The organism is Allobosea sp. LjRoot90 (assembly GCF_964254315.1).
GTDB lineage: Bacteria > Pseudomonadota > Alphaproteobacteria > Rhizobiales > Beijerinckiaceae > Allobosea.
Genome location: NZ_CAXUTF020000002.1, coordinates 671,269 through 684,851, shown reverse-complemented (window position 1 = coordinate 684,851; position 13,583 = coordinate 671,269). Strand labels below are relative to the sequence as shown.

Sequence of the window (13,583 nt, the reverse complement as noted above, 5' to 3'; positions counted from 1 at the left end):
GTCAACCGGCCTTCGCCGGCACGCGCACCAGGGCGGCCCACGGGCCTTCCATCACGACACCATGCGCATCGAGATTGGCCTGCGCCTTCTTGCCGAGATCGGAAGGCGCGGGCGCTTTCGGCGTGTCGCCCTTGCCCTTGCCGCGGAACTCATCCTGCAGCGTTGCGAGATCGGCCCGATCCATGATCGCCAACGCCTCCTTCACGGCCGCGACATTGCCTTTCAGCGCAGCGCGGTTGAGAGCGACCAGCATCTCGCCGCGCTTGCGCAGTGCGCCGGTTTCGAGCTCGCGCCGATAGTGCTTGCGCAGGGTCGGCTCGGTGATCGACATCGCGCGGGCTATGTCCTCGACCGTCAACCCGGCCGCGACCAGAACCTCGACCTTCTCGCGGTCGCGGTCCGTCGGCTGATAGGGCTTCCGGCCGCCGGCGCCGCGGCGCTTGGTCTTGGGCGGAATCGGCGCAGGATCCGGGTTCGGCTCGCCAGCCGCAGCGAACAGGTTCTCGCCGCCGAGGCGTTCGCGCAGCTCGATCGCGAACGCCTTGCGCAATGTCGGAACTGAGACGCCTATCTCGGCAGCGATGACCGGGTGGCCGAGCCGCTCAGACGCCATGCGCTCGACGGTCGCCCGCTGATCATCGGTCGGCGCGAAGGCGGCTCGACCAGGACGCTTTTCTTTCTTTCCGCCGCTGGTATTCGCGTCGCCCAAGAAAAAAAACTCCGAATGAGGTGGGACCCGGTGCGGGCGGTCGAGGGCTTCCGGACTTTTGACCACCCCCGGTCAGACTGGCCGGAGATGCCGCTTGGTCCGCTCGGTCGCCGTCTTCGTGTTGTGACAGGAGATGCAGAGCAGCATGACGTTGAGCGGATCGAAGTCGGCGCCACCATCCTTGCGCTCGACAACGTGGTCGGCGATCAGACCGCGCGGCGCATGGCTGCAATCGCGCCTACAATGAGGGTTCTCGCAGACATAGCCGCGCTGCCGCTTGATATCGCGCACGAACTCGCGCCACTCGGCTGATAGATAGAACGGATCGGCGATCTTCTGCGGGGGTGCAGCGCGAGGGGGCAGAGTCGCGACCCTGCTCCCGATCGACTTCAGTCTCGACATTGCCGCCCCTTGGTGACGCAGCGTCGCCCGTGCGCCATAGTGGATATTGGCGTCGGGGCGAACGATGAACTGGCTGGACTTCTTTGCGTCGATTGTCGGCTCAATCGCGTCGCTGGCGTGGCCAGCGGCTGTCTTTGGCGGCGTGTGCCTGTTCCGACACGAGATCCGAAACGCCCTGCCGAAGCTGCGTCTTAAACACGGCGACACTGAAATCAGCTTCCGCCTTGAACAGGCAGAGCAAACCGCACTTACCCTTCCGGAACCGGAGGACCTTCCGCCACCGCCACCGCCAACTCCAGAGGAGCGCTCGCGGTATGAGCGGTTGGCAGAACTATCGCCGACTGCTGCCATCCTCGAAGTTCGGCTAGCAGTTGAACACGCCGCACGTGCGCTAGCGGCGTCTCATAGAATCGAGGGAGCAGAGAAAGCGCCGCTCATGCAATTGACCCGAGATTTGAGGGGTCGAAACCTGATCGATAGCGCGACGTCCGCCATTCTCGATGACATACGCGCCATTGGAAATACTGCTGCGCACAAACCGAATGAGTTCGACAAAGACGAGGCTTTGCGAGTCAAACGGCTGGGTGATCAGACGATCGACGTGCTGCTGCGCATGCTGAATTTCTGAACGCGGGTCGACATAGCTTCGCACTTGGTCGCCGATCAGGCTGACGCGGGTTCCGTGAGATACGAGCCGCCTAAGCGACGATCAAACTACCGGAATAACCGTGCGCCTATGGATTCCGATTCTCGCTGCGGGAGTCAATGGCGGCGATGCAATTGGTAAGTGATTGCTGTTCACTACTAGGCGGCGTCGAGCTGGCCGATATCGATCTGCAGCGGCGTCGACTGTCCGAAGATGTCGATCAGCACCTCGGCACGTGTCAGCCCGATCATGTCGACGACGATAGCCTGGAACGAAGCAAACGGCCCGCCGATCACCTTGACCTGCTCGCCGGATAGGAGCGGACGCCTGGGCTTCGGCGGCTGCAGCACATTCGAGCAGGGCGAGACATAGTCGTTCTGGAAGGCCGCGACCGCAGCAACCGCTGACTTCGGAACCTTGAGCCAGCCTCGCGGCGTGCCGACCACGTCGATCACGCCGTCGACATCGCGGATATCGACGATCGGCCGCCCGTCGACCGTGACGACGCTGACACCGTCATCGCCGACGAAGTCACGCCCGCGCCACCTAAAGGGCATGCCAGCGGCGAAGAGGTAGCGCGGGAAGGTCGCGACATCATGCTCGAGCTTGCGATAGCGCTGTGTGATGATCCGATGGATCGCCGGCAGGAACACGTTGCAGCCGGCATCCGTTAGCGCCTTCGACACCTTCGTTTCCATGCGCGGCGCCGTGTAGACGAGATACCATTCGGCGCCGACATCGAGATCCGCCGGAGCGGGGACCTTGGTTTCCTCGATCAGGCGCTGGTGGCCATGGAAGGCGACCTTCGCTTCAGCGTTATGTGGATTGCGGCGTCCCATCGCTGGCCCTCAAAACTTCACTTCGTCATCGCCATCGTCCCGCTTGCCGCCGGGCGGCATGGGTGAGGGCAGGAACACGCGGAACTCGCCTTTGAACGGCGGGATGCGGGCGCCTCTGGCGGCGAGCCAAGGGCGCCATGCGTCGATCTCAGGCCCGTCACAGCGATGGGCATGAAGCTCGCCGACGCGCTTGGATGCCGTGACGAGATCCGCGCTTGAAGCCGTGAACGGTTTGCCGGCATCGGCCTGCTGCACCCAGAAGCCCGGCGGCTTGCCGGCGAAGACCCGGTCGAGCAGCAGCAGCCACCAGTCTTTCGACCAGCCGGAGATCGAGACCGGAGCGCCAGCGGACTGCGTGGCATGCCGCTGAGACGCCTGCCTTTCGAGACCGATCCAGCAGCGTCCGGCAAGGTATTGCGGCCCGCTAAGCCGGCTCTTCAGCCCGCCGGCCTTCCGTTCGGCGGCATAGGCGCCGATCCCGTCGATGGCGGCGCGGCGCTGGTCGAAGGGCAGGGCCTCCCAGGCGGAGCGCAACTGCACCCGGTTGTCGCCCTTGGCGTGGGGATAGGCCTCGAGGAAATCTTCGAAGCTCGGGGTCTGGTTGCCTGGTGCAGGCTCGCCCTTGCTCGCTGGCTCACTCGCGCCTGCGCCCACGCCCTCTCTCTCATAACTGAGGTTTCTACTAAGGGGTTGGGTATCACCCTGATGATACCCTTCGGCCCGATTTGGAAGGCTAGCACCGTGATACCCTTGCACGGTGATACCCTTATTCGGAGCAGACTCAGCCGCCTGCGGCTCCACCTTCGCAGCCGGCGCAGCGTCCTCATCCTCATCGTCGGAGTTGGAGAGCGGCTGGTGCACCGCCGCAGCCTCCATCGCCGGCCACAGCTCCGGCCGGCGCAGTCGCGCCAGCATCTCGACGTCCATCTCGTAATGGTTGGTGGACTTGGCGCCGGAGCCGCCGTCCTTGACCTTGCGCAGCAGGCCGACCCTGCAGAACATCTGCATCACGCGCCGCGCCGTCGCGACCGAGCATTCGGCATCCTCGGCAATGGTCGCGAGCGACGGATAGATCCGCGTGCCGTCCTCATGGCAGCAGTCGACGAGCTTGATCAGCACCATCTTGCGCGTCTGCGAATGCAGCTTGGCCTTGAGCGCCAGGCCGAGGAGGGCCGCGCTCATGCTGCACTCTTCTCGGCCGTGATTGCCAACAGGAGCGGAGCCCCTAATGTCGGGCCGATGCCGTCGGGGGGACGAGTATGGCTATCAATGACATCGGCAAGTGGTTGGCGTTCGACCGTTACCTCTCCAAGCGCATTCTCGATCTGCCGCTGGAGCAGCAAGACTACGCGCGAGCGGTCATCGGTGAGCAACAGCTTCGGTGGCAAGAGCTTTTTGGCGCGTTCTCGGGGGCCTTTAGAGATCGAAGCTCTGCCGCCGTCGCCGTGATTTCTTCGCGCGTACGGGGAAGGGTCGGGGAGAACAGTCCAAGCATGGGCAAAAAGCCTGGCGCCGGAATTTCGGTGCAAGCGCCCTATCCGTTGCTCGAGCAGGCCTCTTTCCTTGAACAGCTGGCTTTCGTGAAAGAAAGCCCTTGGCAAGCGCTGGCCATCCTTGTTCGCCGGACGAGACACCTCATTGCGATGGAAGGCGAACTCCGCGCCGAAGACGAAGATCAGCAGCTCCGAGAGCTTTTCTCCGACGTTCGCTTCGCGCCAGTGCTCGCCGAGGTCTCGGTTGCGCTGGAAAATCTGACGTGGCTGTCGGAGATGAACTCGTCCTTGCAAGATTTCCAGCAAAGCTCGGTCCAAATGCTGACCAGCGCTAAGCTTGTTTGGGACTCGGAGGTAGCTGCAATCGGCAAGACCAGCGTGGCTGCGGCTGAGAAGCTTGCAGTCTCGGTTAGCGAGCACACCGAAGAAATTGCCACGAACAAGAAAGCCTTCGACGATATGGTCGCCGGTGCGACCGAGCAGATCAAGGCAGCACGCAAGCAGGCAACTGAGAATGGGATACTGCAGGGCGCCAACACGCTCTGGAGCAACAAAGCGTTTTGGCACGGTTTTAGATTCTGGTTTGGACTCTTCGCCTTGTTCGGGCTTTTGGGCGTAGGCCTCTATTGGGCGGCTGATGCTGGACCAAATTTCCTTTCGAAACTGCCTAAAAAGGCAGACGGCGAGCTGCCCTATGCAACTGTTGCACTGATGATCGCGTGCCTCGTGGCTGCCGGATGGGCCCTGCGGTTTCTTGGTCGCTTCGTCACCGAAAACATGACATTGCAAGCCGATGCCGCGCAGCGCGAAGTGATGATCCAGACCTATTTGGCCCTCGTTGGTGACGAGAAGGCGCTGATGGAGCAGACGGATCGCACGCTCATATTGAACGCAATCTTCCGCCCACTGCCTGGCCATCAGAGTGAAGATGTTGCTCCACCAACGCTGCTGGACATTGTAAAGAGCGCTTCGGGCAAGGGTTAGAGCGCACCAGTTCACTCCGCCGCCTCCCTAGGAAACAGCGGCAGCTCGACCATCGCCCGGCCCGGCGCAGCGTTGGCAGCCTCGCGCGGCTGGTAGTTGGCGGCGACGAGGGCGTGGGCCAGCGGCGGGCAGACGCTGTTGCCGCACATGCGGACCTGCGCCGTCTTGGTGATCGGGATGACATCGGCCTCGCCGTCATCCTCGCCGAAGCCCTCGCGCGGTTCGACGCGCAGCCCCTTGTCGATGATGTAGCTGTCGGGGAAGCCCTGCGCCCGGTAGAGCTCGCGCGGCGAGAGCATGCGCATGCCGATATCGGCGATGACATAAGGCTCGCCGTCGATCTCAACGGTGACGAGACCGAAGCGCGCTTTGGTCGTAGCAGTATGCAGCGGTTCGTGTGCGTCCTGACCGATTGCAGGGCCATAGTACTTCGACAGGAAGGCGCGGACCTCGGTCGCGTGCGTCGTGCCGGCGCAGATGGTCGGAATTGGATCGAGCGGCCCGCTTGATGCGCGCGCCGAACCCTTCATGTTCAGCACATGAGAGGCGACGAGCGCCTGCTGCGGCATGCCGTACGCCCCGCCGGCCGTCAGGGTCGAGACCGGCTTTTCGAGCGAGTGCCCGACAACGCCGGTATTGTGCTGTGCGAGGAAGGCCGCGACCGCGGCATGCTTGACGCCGCCGGCGACGACGGTGCCGAGCGGCGCGGCCGGATCGAGCGCGCGCGGATCCTGCCCCTCGCGCTCGCCATAGCCAGTCTGGACCAAGGTTCCGGCGATCAGCGCGTTCTGATCCTTGGCCGAGGCGCAGATCGTCGAATGCGGCTCCTCCGGCGAGCGGTTGAGGCCGCCCTGCTGGGCATAGGTCAGCACGGGCGCGACCAGGCAGACATCGGCCTTCGCCGTGCCGGTGGCGGTCGGCTCGTCGGCGGAGCGCGGGCGCGATTGCCCGGCCCGGCCGCCGCAGCCGGCGAGGATCGGCGCGACCAGTCCTAGCGGCGCCGCGCCGCCCGGCCGTGCCCGGTTCTCGCCGTTGGCGGTCACCGTGTGCAGCGGCTCGTCAAGACCAGAGCCGACACTGTTGGCCCGGAACTTCGTAATGAAGGGCGTGGGCAGCGCGAAGCTGCCGCCCGTCGTCATGGTGCGCACCGGCTCGTCGGCGCCATGCACGCCGTTGCGCGCGGCGGCGCTGGCCATGTCGGTGCGCACCACGAACGGCTTGGCCGCGTCGATCACATAGCGTTTCACCCCGCGGGCGATGCGCGCCATCGTCGCGTCGGCGAGCGGCCGGTTGACGCCGACGGCCCGGCCTTCCTCGCGATTGAGGAAGATCGAATGGCAGGGCAGCGACCAGTCGATGATCCCGGCCGCCGTGCGCCAGGGCAGCTTCCGGCCGGCGATCACCTCGGCATCGTCAGGCTTGCCATGTGTCGGCTTCGGCCAGACGATCTTCTCGCCGTCGCGGCGGGCGATCAGGAAGAGCCGTTTGCGGATCGTCGGCGCGCCATAGTCGCAGGCGCGCAGTTCGCGATGCTCGACCCGGTAGCCAAGCCGCTTCAGCTCGCCTTCCCAGCGCTTGAAAGTTTCGCCCTTGCGATCCTTGCAGGGCTGGCCGTCTTCCGAAATCGGCCCCCAGTCGCGGAACTCCTCGACGTTCTCGAGGATGATGATGCGCGGGCGGACCTGGCGCGCCCAGCGCACCACAACCCAGGCGAGATCGCGGATCGAGCGCTTGACCGGCCGGCCGCCCTTGGCTTTCGAGAAGTGCTTGCAGTCCGGTGAGGCCCAAAGCAGCCCGACAGGTGCGCCGCCGGTGACGGCGACGGGGTCGACCTTCCAGACATTGTGCGGCAGGTGCAGCGTTTCCGGATGGTTCATCCGGTGCAGCGCCAGCGCCTCGGGATCATGGTTGATGGCGATATCGGGCGAGCGGCCAAGCGCCAGCTCGATCCCGGTGGACGCCCCACCGCCGCCGGCGAAGGAATCGACGATCAGCTCACGCATCATGCCGCCCTCGCCAAATGCGAGCGCGCAGCTAGAATGCGCGTGTCGGGATAGGCGTGAGTGGCATGGGGCAGTTCAAGGTTTTCGGTATCGCTGTCGCGATGTGCAGCGCGCTCGTATTGGTGCTTTGCCTGACGTTCTGGCTCGACGCGGCCTGTTTGAATGAGCAGCGACGCGTCGTCATGAAAACGGCTGGCGGGGTTGGCTGCTTTGAGTTTTGGCTCAATCGATATCAAAGTCTGCTGGGCAACGTACTGACAGCCGTTGTCGCCGGCATCACCTTGATCTGGATCAGCCGACAATTCGCCGCCGCAAATCAACAGACAGCAGCGGCAGCTTCGCAGACATTGAGAGTCCGCGCAGACGAACTGGAGGCCGAAAAGCGCGGGCTTATGAATGATATTGGCGGAAATTGGCACGCAATTCAAAATATAAATACGACCGAAGTATACATTCTCAACAATATACTGAGTTCCATACGACCGAGTTTTATTCGGTCGCGTAGCAATGTTCTGGAGTTGTCGGCTTATTGTTTGTCGCAGCGCGCAAAATCTCTGCCCAATAAGCGCGAGCTGAAATACCTGAACCTTGAGGAAATCTGCGCGATCGCAATAGAGGCGTTGGACCGTCTCCTCGCCAATATGCCTGCCCTGCACGGTCGCGTCGAAAAGGGCGAAGACTTCGATCAAGCCGCCAACGCTGCAGTTTTGGGAATGGAAGGCGTCGTCAGCGCGCGCGAAGTTGTCCTGTTCGATATCAATGTGGAGCTGATTTTGACGTGGAAGGCAGTCAGACGGTTTGAGCGGTCGGCCACCGCAATTTCTCATCTCTAGATTCATCACGCCACCGCGCCTTCCGGCGCTTCCGCGCCCCAGCTATCCCAGCCCTCATGCGCCTCGCGGGCGTTGAGCTCGATCTTCGGCAGGGTCGGGAAATAGCGCTCGATCATCTCGCGCACGCAGGCTGGTTTTTCGCTGTGCCGGCCCTTGACCGGCGCATCGATCACCGAGGAAACCTGCGTTCCCGGCGCCGGGCAGGGCGGGCTGCCGCGCGTTGCGATCAGCAGGATCTCGTGGTCGACACGGGACCAGTAGCCGGTGCCCGGCGCGCCGCCGGTCTTCGGCCAGGTCATCTGCGAGACGTATTTGAAGCCCCAGGCTTCGATCACGGCATGAGCCTGCCGCTCGTGCGGGACCGTCGACCAGAGGTAGAGAACGCAATCTTTCGCGGCGATGTCCTGCACCGGCCGCGCCATGATCGCTTCGATTGGCGACACCGGATAATGGTTCGCGGCAGCCCGATCTTTCCCGGCCTCGGACCATGTCTCGTGGTCCCATTCCGGATCGGCGTAGATGACGCCATAGTGCTTGCCGGAAGCTCCGGCGGCGACGAGCGCGGCGTTGCTGTTCGCGATCTTCTCGCCGAGCTGCTCTTCCTTTTCCGCCCGGCGCTCCTTCTTCAGGGCGGTGCGGCGGTCGCGATCTTCCTTGATCACCGTGTAGAGCGCCTGCGGATCGGCGGCGCGGATCAGCTCGCGCTGATCGGCGACAGGCAGGCGCGCCAGCTCCGCCGCGAGCGAAACGGCCATGCCGCCCTGCTCGACCTCGCGCGCCAGCTCCGGCACGCCCTGGTCGATCACGACGCGGGCGAAGGCGACCGAGCGCGGCGAAACCTTGGCGATATCGGCGGCCTCGGCCCGCGTCAGCGGGGCAAGCTGCAAATCTGCATCTTGCTCGCCGGCTCGCACGCCGCCATGGCGAAACCCTTCCAGCTTGACCGCGACCATCGCCCGCTGGCTCTCGCTGAGGTGCCGCCGGTGCAGGTTGCGCGACAGCACGAAGGCGAGCGGCGCGCCGTCCTGCGCATCGTCATGCTCGCGGAACCAGAGCTTCAGTGCCCGGCGCGAAGGCTGCGGCTCGAAAAGCTCGGCCGCGAGGCCGGCGCGGTAGCGGTTGCGCCCGTCGAGAATCTCGCCATCGAGCAGCACGATCGGCTCGCGCAAGCCATGGGCCCGCACATCGCCGACGAGATCGGCAAAGGCCTCGCCCTCGATGAGGGGGAAGAGGTTGGCGAGCGAGTGGAAGCTCAGCCCAGCTGGACCTGACATGCCGTCATCTCCTCCAAGGCGAGGTTGGCGCGGATTTCGGCCGCGGCTTCGCGCAGCGTCCCGGCGGTCGCCTTGGCCTGCGCCTGGTTGAAGCGGCCCCGACCCTTGGTCTGGTCGATCAGGCTTGTGGCCGCCGCGTCGAGCACAGCCGCCGTCGACAGCCACAGGCCGCTGCTCGCGAGCTCTCCGGGTGCAAGCGACGACACCGGCAGCCGCACCATCGGCGCGACCACCCCGCAATTGCAGCAGGCCAGCGCTTCCCCTGTCGGATCGGGAGCGGTTGCCCTCATGCCGCCGCTCCCGCGAGCTGCTTGCCGAGGGCGGTGACGAGCCGGGCATAGAGCGCGTCGACAGAGCTGAGCTTCGGCTCGCGCGCCTTGCGCGCCATGGCCGAGCGCCATTCCACCTCGATCTCGATCTCGTCGAGCGCAGCGATGAAGGCCGACTCATTGCGCCACCAGGCCGGATGATCGGCGAGCGCAAGCCGTAGCGCGTCGAGGATCACCGAGCGGATCAGGTTCGTCCCCTCGATATGCTGGGAGCGCAGGCCGCGCAGGACGCATTGCGCCAGCGCCTTCGGCTCGCGCGCCAGCCGATGCAGCGCCTCGACCGAGAGCGTCTCGCCTGGCTTCATCAGCGAAAGCCCGGTCGGCGAGCGCCTGATCGAGCAGCCGGCGGCCTCGCACATGGCCTCGACCGCGAGCGCCTCCGGCTCGCCGGCGACGACGGCGGCGCGGAAGAGCTGCACGGTGCTGACGCGGGTGGTCTGGGCATTGATCGCCCGGAAGGCCTGCGCCTGCGCGCCGGGATCGGCCTGGACGATGACGCAGGGCACTTCGGTCAGGTCGAGCGCCGCCGCCGCGGTGGTGCGGTGCTGCCCGTCGACGATGGCAAAGAGCCCGCCGGGGAGCGGCGCGACGACGACGGGCGCGAACTTCGCCCAGCAGAACTGCTCGGCGATGGTGCGGACGTTGCGCCGGCCCTTGGCGCTGATCTCGCGCTGATAGAGCGGATCGACCCGCAGCAGCACGATCTTGAGCCATTGCATCTGGCAGGCCGGGCCGAAGCTCTCCGGCCGCTCGATCTTGCCTAGGGTCTTGGCGTCGATCATCCGCATGGCTGGGACTTTCGCTCGGGGTTGAAAGGGAAAGGCCGCCGGCCGCGCAGGGAGGGGGCGCGGGCCGGCGGCAGGTGTCCGGCCGCCGCCGCGGCAGCCGGAGGGGGAGATGAGATGCGGCCGGAGCCGCCGCAGGTAATGCAGGCCGGGCGCGTGCCGTCCTGCGTCACGATGCGAAAGCCGCGACCGCGGCATGCGGAGCAGGCGCTCATGCGGCGCCTCCCGCCATCACGGCGGCGTGGACGCGTTCGAAACTCTCGATCGCCCGGCGCAGCTCGGCGAGTTCGCGCCCAACGGTTGCGGCATCGGTGCGCGAGTAGCGGCCGTCGCGCTGCGCATGCGCAAAGGCGCTGCAGAGATCGCCGACCTCCTGCATCACAGCGGCATGGGCGGAGAGCGCGCAGCCATCAGGCGCGGTAGGCATGGGTCCGTTGCGCTCCAGCCGACAGCCGATCAGATCGGCCTCGACGGCAGTGACGAGCGGCGCGCCGCATTCGCGCTCTAGGCGAAGCTTGGCGTCGATCGACAAAAAGGCGACGTCCTCGCGGTCGTTGACCTTGCCCATCATCGCCGTCGACAGACCGACCAGGGCAGCAGAGCGGGCAAGCCCGCCGCAGCGCGCCATCAGGTCGGACATAGCCGCCTTGAGACGATAGAAGTCGGTATCCTTCGCCCGGCTCATCGCGCCGCCTCGGTGGAAAGCCGGGTGCGGTTTCCACGCGGCGCCGCGCAGGCAGCCCTGCTAGGTTCGGCTTTGGGGGTTGGCGTGGGCGCGATATCCGCTTCGAACAGGTCAAGCAGCCGGGAGATCGGCCCGGTCTCGGCTTGCCCGAGTTCGAGACGGCTGACGGTGGATTGCGACACGCCGAGGCGCACGGCGAATTCGGGCTGCGACAGCCCGAGCGCGCGTCGGATGCGTACGGTTCGAGGGGTGAAGTCGATGTCCATGACTGTCGCAATACCCGAAACGGGTAATAGACGTCAAGGCATTCTACCCGTTTCGGGTTACCCGAAACGGTACAATATGGTCATGGAAACACATGACCGGCTCAAGGCCGCACGAAAGGCGGCGAACTATGACACCGCCGCCGAGGCTGCGGCGGCGATGGGCGTGGCCTATTCGACCTATTCGGCGCATGAGAACGGCGAAAAGGGCCTGTCCCGCGCCGGAGCGCGCTATGCGCGCTTCTTCCATGTCTCGAAGGCTTGGCTGGTAGATGGCATCGGCGACATGAAAGGGGGTGTCAGGAGCATTCCGATCATGGGCTCGGTCGGGGCCGGCGCGACCGTCCAGCAGATCGGCGATACCTCCGGCGCCGATGCCGTCGGCGAGATCGAACTGCCCGATGCGGCCGGCCTCGGCGCGCTTGTCGTGCGCGGCGAATCGCAATGGCCGAAATGGATCGATGGCGACATCATCGTCTATCGCCGCGAGCCGCGCCGCCCGGCCGACGAACTCAACCGCTACTGCATCGTCGAGACGCTCGAGGGCGACCGCATGATCAAGATGCTCAGGCGGTCGCCCAAGCCCGGCCTGTGGGTGCTGGAAAGCCACAACGCGCCGCCGCAGGAGGTCGAGCTGCAGAGCGCCTACCGCTACGTCCTGACCATGGCGCGCTAGCCATCCGCCAGGACATGGACCCGAGTGCCGATGAAGGTGATCTGCGGATTCTCGCGGCTCGGCGCCACCGTGTCGACGACGATCTGGATCACGTCTCCCTCGTCTAATGCCTGCCCTACCCACGCATGGCGGCGAGGGACGAAGCCAAGCGGGAACCCGTTATGCGAAAGGGCTACGGCTCCGGGATCGTCGGGATGGTCGGGCGTCCGGACCACTTCGAGCCGGTCGCCGGGCCGGATTTCAACCACCGCATAGCGCGAGCGTGATCGGGTAGAGCCCTTCCAACGCACGCTGTGCGAAAGTCCGGCCACGAATGACGGATAGCTGCGCCCCGCCGGGTGGCCGGCGGTCTCGTCATCGTCGTCGAAATCGCTCTCCACGACCGGCATGTCGAGATGCGCCTTCAGTTCACCACCGAGGGCCGAAGCCGCAGTCCTGCGATCCGGGAAGAGCACCTCGCGTCCATCGATCAGCGCGGTAATCGTCCCGTCGTTGTTCTGCCGGAACGGCCGCTCGCCGATCAGCCCGTGCGGAACGAAGGCGCGCGGCGCTCCGGCAGGACCCGGCGCGTAGCCTGGCGAAGACTGTTCTGAAGGCTTCGGTGACAGCAGCGCATGGGTAAGCGCAATCGGCCAGACCAGTAGGCCGTAGAAGAAGAACCCCAAGGCCGAGCGGCCACGCGACGATGCGACCATGGCAGTGACGATCGCCATGATCACCCAGAAAATAACCAGTTCCACGCCAGCCCCCGTCTCAACCCCGGCGTGAGACTATGCTGGATTGCACTTTGGGCAAAATTACCCGTTACGGGTTGACTACCCGAAACGGGTAATGTTATGCCGCTACCCATCGCAACCCGATGGAGCACGCCCGTGTCCGCATCCCCCAGCACCGCCGCCCGCCCCGCCGAACGGTCCGTTCCGGCGCAGATGGCCGATTTCATCACCGCGCACGCCGCCTCCGCCGGCGGCGTGACCCGCGATGACCTCCTGCTCGATTTCACCGGCGAGCAGATCGACACGCACTTCGAGGCGGCAAAGCAGATCGCCCGACGCAGCGGCAAGGTCCGTCACTGATGGGCGCCGTGGTCGCCCTGGCGCCGCGCAGCGCCGCCGCGTCCGAGCGGCCATCCCTGCCGATGCGCCTCGCGCTCGGCTACCTGCATTTCGGCCCGCTCTTCATGAGCGGGCCGCGCAAGGCGACGGCGCAGGTCGGAACCTGGCGCAGCCGCGAGCGGGCCGAAGCTGCTATCGCCGACCAGACGATCGAGGCGCTGGAGCGCCGCGGCTGGGCTCAGGCCACCAGCTATGAGGGCGCCAACGAAACGCGCTGGTGCGCCATGCTCACCGCCGCCGGGGAGAGCGCCTATGCGCAGGCCGGCGGCATGCATGCCCGGCTGCCGCGCCTGCCGGCGCCGGCCGAGGTCACCATCGAGCGCTTCGACGAGGCGCTCGCGGCGATCCGCGAGGAATTCACCGAGCTTGCGGCGATTGCCGCCCGGATCGGCCCGCGCATCATTCAGGCCCGCGACGAGATCACGCTCGCCATCCGCGACAATGAGCGCATCACGGCGCGCATCGCCACGCTGACGCGCCTCGCGGGCAGCCTCGGCGAGCGCCGCGACGCCGTCCGGACGCTCCTGCTCGAGCGGAGGCGCTGACC

General features: G+C 65.6%; 17 protein-coding genes. 6 read left to right on the top strand and 11 right to left on the bottom strand.

What is annotated here, in order from left to right; genetic code table 11:
• Position 1: 1 nt before the first annotated feature.
• Both ACSQ3M_RS10010 and ACSQ3M_RS10005 read right to left on the bottom strand, forming a co-directional pair.
• Entirely contained in the window at positions 2–709 is a 708-nt protein-coding gene (locus ACSQ3M_RS10010; protein WP_436149907.1) for a hypothetical protein, read from the bottom strand.
• 72 nt (positions 710–781) lie between these two features.
• Positions 782–1,111, bottom strand: a complete 330-nt coding sequence (locus tag ACSQ3M_RS10005; protein WP_436149906.1) for an HNH endonuclease — start codon at positions 1,109–1,111, stop codon at positions 782–784.
• Between the two features lie 64 nt (positions 1,112–1,175).
• On the opposite strand from ACSQ3M_RS10005, the gene ACSQ3M_RS10000 reads away from it, so the two are divergent.
• Positions 1,176–1,739, top strand: coding sequence for a DUF4145 domain-containing protein (locus tag ACSQ3M_RS10000; RefSeq protein ID WP_436149905.1), 564 nt, complete (start codon positions 1,176–1,178; stop codon positions 1,737–1,739).
• Between the two features lie 176 nt (positions 1,740–1,915).
• On the opposite strand, the gene nusG is transcribed toward ACSQ3M_RS10000, so the two are convergent.
• Positions 1,916–2,596 carry a transcription termination/antitermination protein NusG gene (gene nusG / locus ACSQ3M_RS09995; protein WP_436149904.1) on the bottom strand — a complete coding sequence of 227 codons (681 nt, stop codon included), beginning with the start codon at positions 2,594–2,596 and terminating at the stop codon, positions 1,916–1,918.
• A gap of 9 nt (positions 2,597–2,605) precedes the next feature.
• Positions 2,606–3,718 (bottom strand): hypothetical protein, encoded by a 1,113-nt coding sequence (locus ACSQ3M_RS09990; protein WP_436149903.1) that lies wholly within the window; start codon positions 3,716–3,718, stop codon positions 2,606–2,608.
• A 137-nt stretch (positions 3,719–3,855) separates the two neighbouring features.
• Here ACSQ3M_RS09990 and ACSQ3M_RS09985 point away from each other — a divergent pair, with 137 nt between their 5' ends.
• On the top strand, positions 3,856–5,073 hold the full coding sequence (locus ACSQ3M_RS09985) for a hypothetical protein (protein WP_436149902.1): 1,218 nt from the start codon (positions 3,856–3,858) through the stop codon (positions 5,071–5,073).
• Between the two features lie 11 nt (positions 5,074–5,084).
• Here the strand turns inward: ACSQ3M_RS09985 and ACSQ3M_RS09980 are convergent, their stop codons facing one another.
• On the bottom strand, positions 5,085–7,076 hold the full coding sequence (locus ACSQ3M_RS09980) for a DNA cytosine methyltransferase (protein WP_436149901.1): 1,992 nt from the start codon (positions 7,074–7,076) through the stop codon (positions 5,085–5,087).
• Positions 7,077–7,141: 65 nt separating this feature from the next.
• Here ACSQ3M_RS09980 and ACSQ3M_RS09975 point away from each other — a divergent pair, with 65 nt between their 5' ends.
• Positions 7,142–7,909: a hypothetical protein gene (locus ACSQ3M_RS09975; RefSeq protein ID WP_436149900.1), complete on the top strand. Its 768-nt coding sequence runs from the start codon at positions 7,142–7,144 to the stop codon at positions 7,907–7,909.
• Between the two features lie 5 nt (positions 7,910–7,914).
• Here the strand turns inward: ACSQ3M_RS09975 and ACSQ3M_RS09970 are convergent, their stop codons facing one another.
• The 5 genes from ACSQ3M_RS09970 to ACSQ3M_RS09950 all read right to left on the bottom strand — a co-directional run bounded on the left by ACSQ3M_RS09970 (position 7,915) and on the right by ACSQ3M_RS09950 (position 11,248).
• On the bottom strand, positions 7,915–9,183 hold the full coding sequence (locus tag ACSQ3M_RS09970; RefSeq protein ID WP_436149899.1) for an MT-A70 family methyltransferase: 1,269 nt from the start codon (positions 9,181–9,183) through the stop codon (positions 7,915–7,917).
• Entirely contained in the window at positions 9,162–9,473 is a 312-nt protein-coding gene (locus ACSQ3M_RS09965; RefSeq protein ID WP_436149898.1) for a hypothetical protein, read from the bottom strand. The genes ACSQ3M_RS09970 and ACSQ3M_RS09965 overlap by 22 nt, the downstream gene beginning before the upstream one ends.
• Positions 9,470–10,300: a ParB N-terminal domain-containing protein gene (locus ACSQ3M_RS09960; RefSeq protein WP_436149897.1), complete on the bottom strand. Its 831-nt coding sequence runs from the start codon at positions 10,298–10,300 to the stop codon at positions 9,470–9,472. Before ACSQ3M_RS09960 ends, ACSQ3M_RS09965 begins: the two co-directional genes overlap by 4 nt.
• A 208-nt stretch (positions 10,301–10,508) precedes the next feature.
• Positions 10,509–10,982: a hypothetical protein gene (locus ACSQ3M_RS09955; RefSeq protein WP_436149896.1), complete on the bottom strand. Its 474-nt coding sequence runs from the start codon at positions 10,980–10,982 to the stop codon at positions 10,509–10,511.
• Positions 10,979–11,248 carry a helix-turn-helix domain-containing protein gene (locus tag ACSQ3M_RS09950; RefSeq protein WP_436149895.1) on the bottom strand — a complete coding sequence of 90 codons (270 nt, stop codon included), beginning with the start codon at positions 11,246–11,248 and terminating at the stop codon, positions 10,979–10,981. Before ACSQ3M_RS09950 ends, ACSQ3M_RS09955 begins: the two co-directional genes overlap by 4 nt.
• 82 nt (positions 11,249–11,330) lie before the next feature.
• Here ACSQ3M_RS09950 and ACSQ3M_RS09945 point away from each other — a divergent pair, with 82 nt between their 5' ends.
• On the top strand, positions 11,331–11,921 hold the full coding sequence (locus ACSQ3M_RS09945; RefSeq protein WP_436149894.1) for a LexA family transcriptional regulator: 591 nt from the start codon (positions 11,331–11,333) through the stop codon (positions 11,919–11,921).
• Here the strand turns inward: ACSQ3M_RS09945 and ACSQ3M_RS09940 are convergent.
• On the bottom strand, positions 11,918–12,634 hold the full coding sequence (locus ACSQ3M_RS09940) for an HIRAN domain-containing protein (protein WP_436149893.1): 717 nt from the start codon (positions 12,632–12,634) through the stop codon (positions 11,918–11,920). The two genes, ACSQ3M_RS09945 and ACSQ3M_RS09940, sit on opposite strands and share 4 nt — an antisense overlap.
• A gap of 159 nt (positions 12,635–12,793) precedes the next feature.
• On the opposite strand from ACSQ3M_RS09940, the gene ACSQ3M_RS09935 reads away from it, so the two are divergent.
• Together ACSQ3M_RS09935 and ACSQ3M_RS09930 are read left to right on the top strand one after the other, a co-directional pair.
• On the top strand, positions 12,794–12,997 hold the full coding sequence (locus ACSQ3M_RS09935; RefSeq protein WP_436149892.1) for a hypothetical protein: 204 nt from the start codon (positions 12,794–12,796) through the stop codon (positions 12,995–12,997).
• Positions 12,997–13,581, top strand: a complete 585-nt coding sequence (locus tag ACSQ3M_RS09930; protein WP_436149891.1) for a hypothetical protein — start codon at positions 12,997–12,999, stop codon at positions 13,579–13,581. Before ACSQ3M_RS09935 ends, ACSQ3M_RS09930 begins: the two co-directional genes overlap by 1 nt.
• The last annotated feature ends 2 nt before the right edge of the window (positions 13,582–13,583 follow it).

Coding starts and splice junctions, on each gene's coding strand:
- ACSQ3M_RS10005 (WP_436149906.1), bottom strand. CDS start 1,111: ATGTCGAGACTGAAGTCGATCGGGAGCAGGGTCGCGACTCTGCCCCCT.
- ACSQ3M_RS10000 (WP_436149905.1), top strand. CDS start 1,176: ATGAACTGGCTGGACTTCTTTGCGTCGATTGTCGGCTCAATCGCGTCG.
- nusG (WP_436149904.1), bottom strand. CDS start 2,596: ATGGGACGCCGCAATCCACATAACGCTGAAGCGAAGGTCGCCTTCCAT.
- ACSQ3M_RS09990 (WP_436149903.1), bottom strand. CDS start 3,718: ATGGTGCTGATCAAGCTCGTCGACTGCTGCCATGAGGACGGCACGCGG.
- ACSQ3M_RS09985 (WP_436149902.1), top strand. CDS start 3,856: ATGGCTATCAATGACATCGGCAAGTGGTTGGCGTTCGACCGTTACCTC.
- ACSQ3M_RS09980 (WP_436149901.1), bottom strand. CDS start 7,076: ATGCGTGAGCTGATCGTCGATTCCTTCGCCGGCGGCGGTGGGGCGTCC.
- ACSQ3M_RS09975 (WP_436149900.1), top strand. CDS start 7,142: ATGGGGCAGTTCAAGGTTTTCGGTATCGCTGTCGCGATGTGCAGCGCG.
- ACSQ3M_RS09970 (WP_436149899.1), bottom strand. CDS start 9,183: ATGTCAGGTCCAGCTGGGCTGAGCTTCCACTCGCTCGCCAACCTCTTC.
- ACSQ3M_RS09965 (WP_436149898.1), bottom strand. CDS start 9,473: ATGAGGGCAACCGCTCCCGATCCGACAGGGGAAGCGCTGGCCTGCTGC.
- ACSQ3M_RS09960 (WP_436149897.1), bottom strand. CDS start 10,300: ATGCGGATGATCGACGCCAAGACCCTAGGCAAGATCGAGCGGCCGGAG.
- ACSQ3M_RS09955 (WP_436149896.1), bottom strand. CDS start 10,982: ATGAGCCGGGCGAAGGATACCGACTTCTATCGTCTCAAGGCGGCTATG.
- ACSQ3M_RS09950 (WP_436149895.1), bottom strand. CDS start 11,248: ATGGACATCGACTTCACCCCTCGAACCGTACGCATCCGACGCGCGCTC.
- ACSQ3M_RS09945 (WP_436149894.1), top strand. CDS start 11,331: ATGGAAACACATGACCGGCTCAAGGCCGCACGAAAGGCGGCGAACTAT.
- ACSQ3M_RS09940 (WP_436149893.1), bottom strand. CDS start 12,634: ATGGCGATCGTCACTGCCATGGTCGCATCGTCGCGTGGCCGCTCGGCC.
- ACSQ3M_RS09930 (WP_436149891.1), top strand. CDS start 12,997: ATGGGCGCCGTGGTCGCCCTGGCGCCGCGCAGCGCCGCCGCGTCCGAG.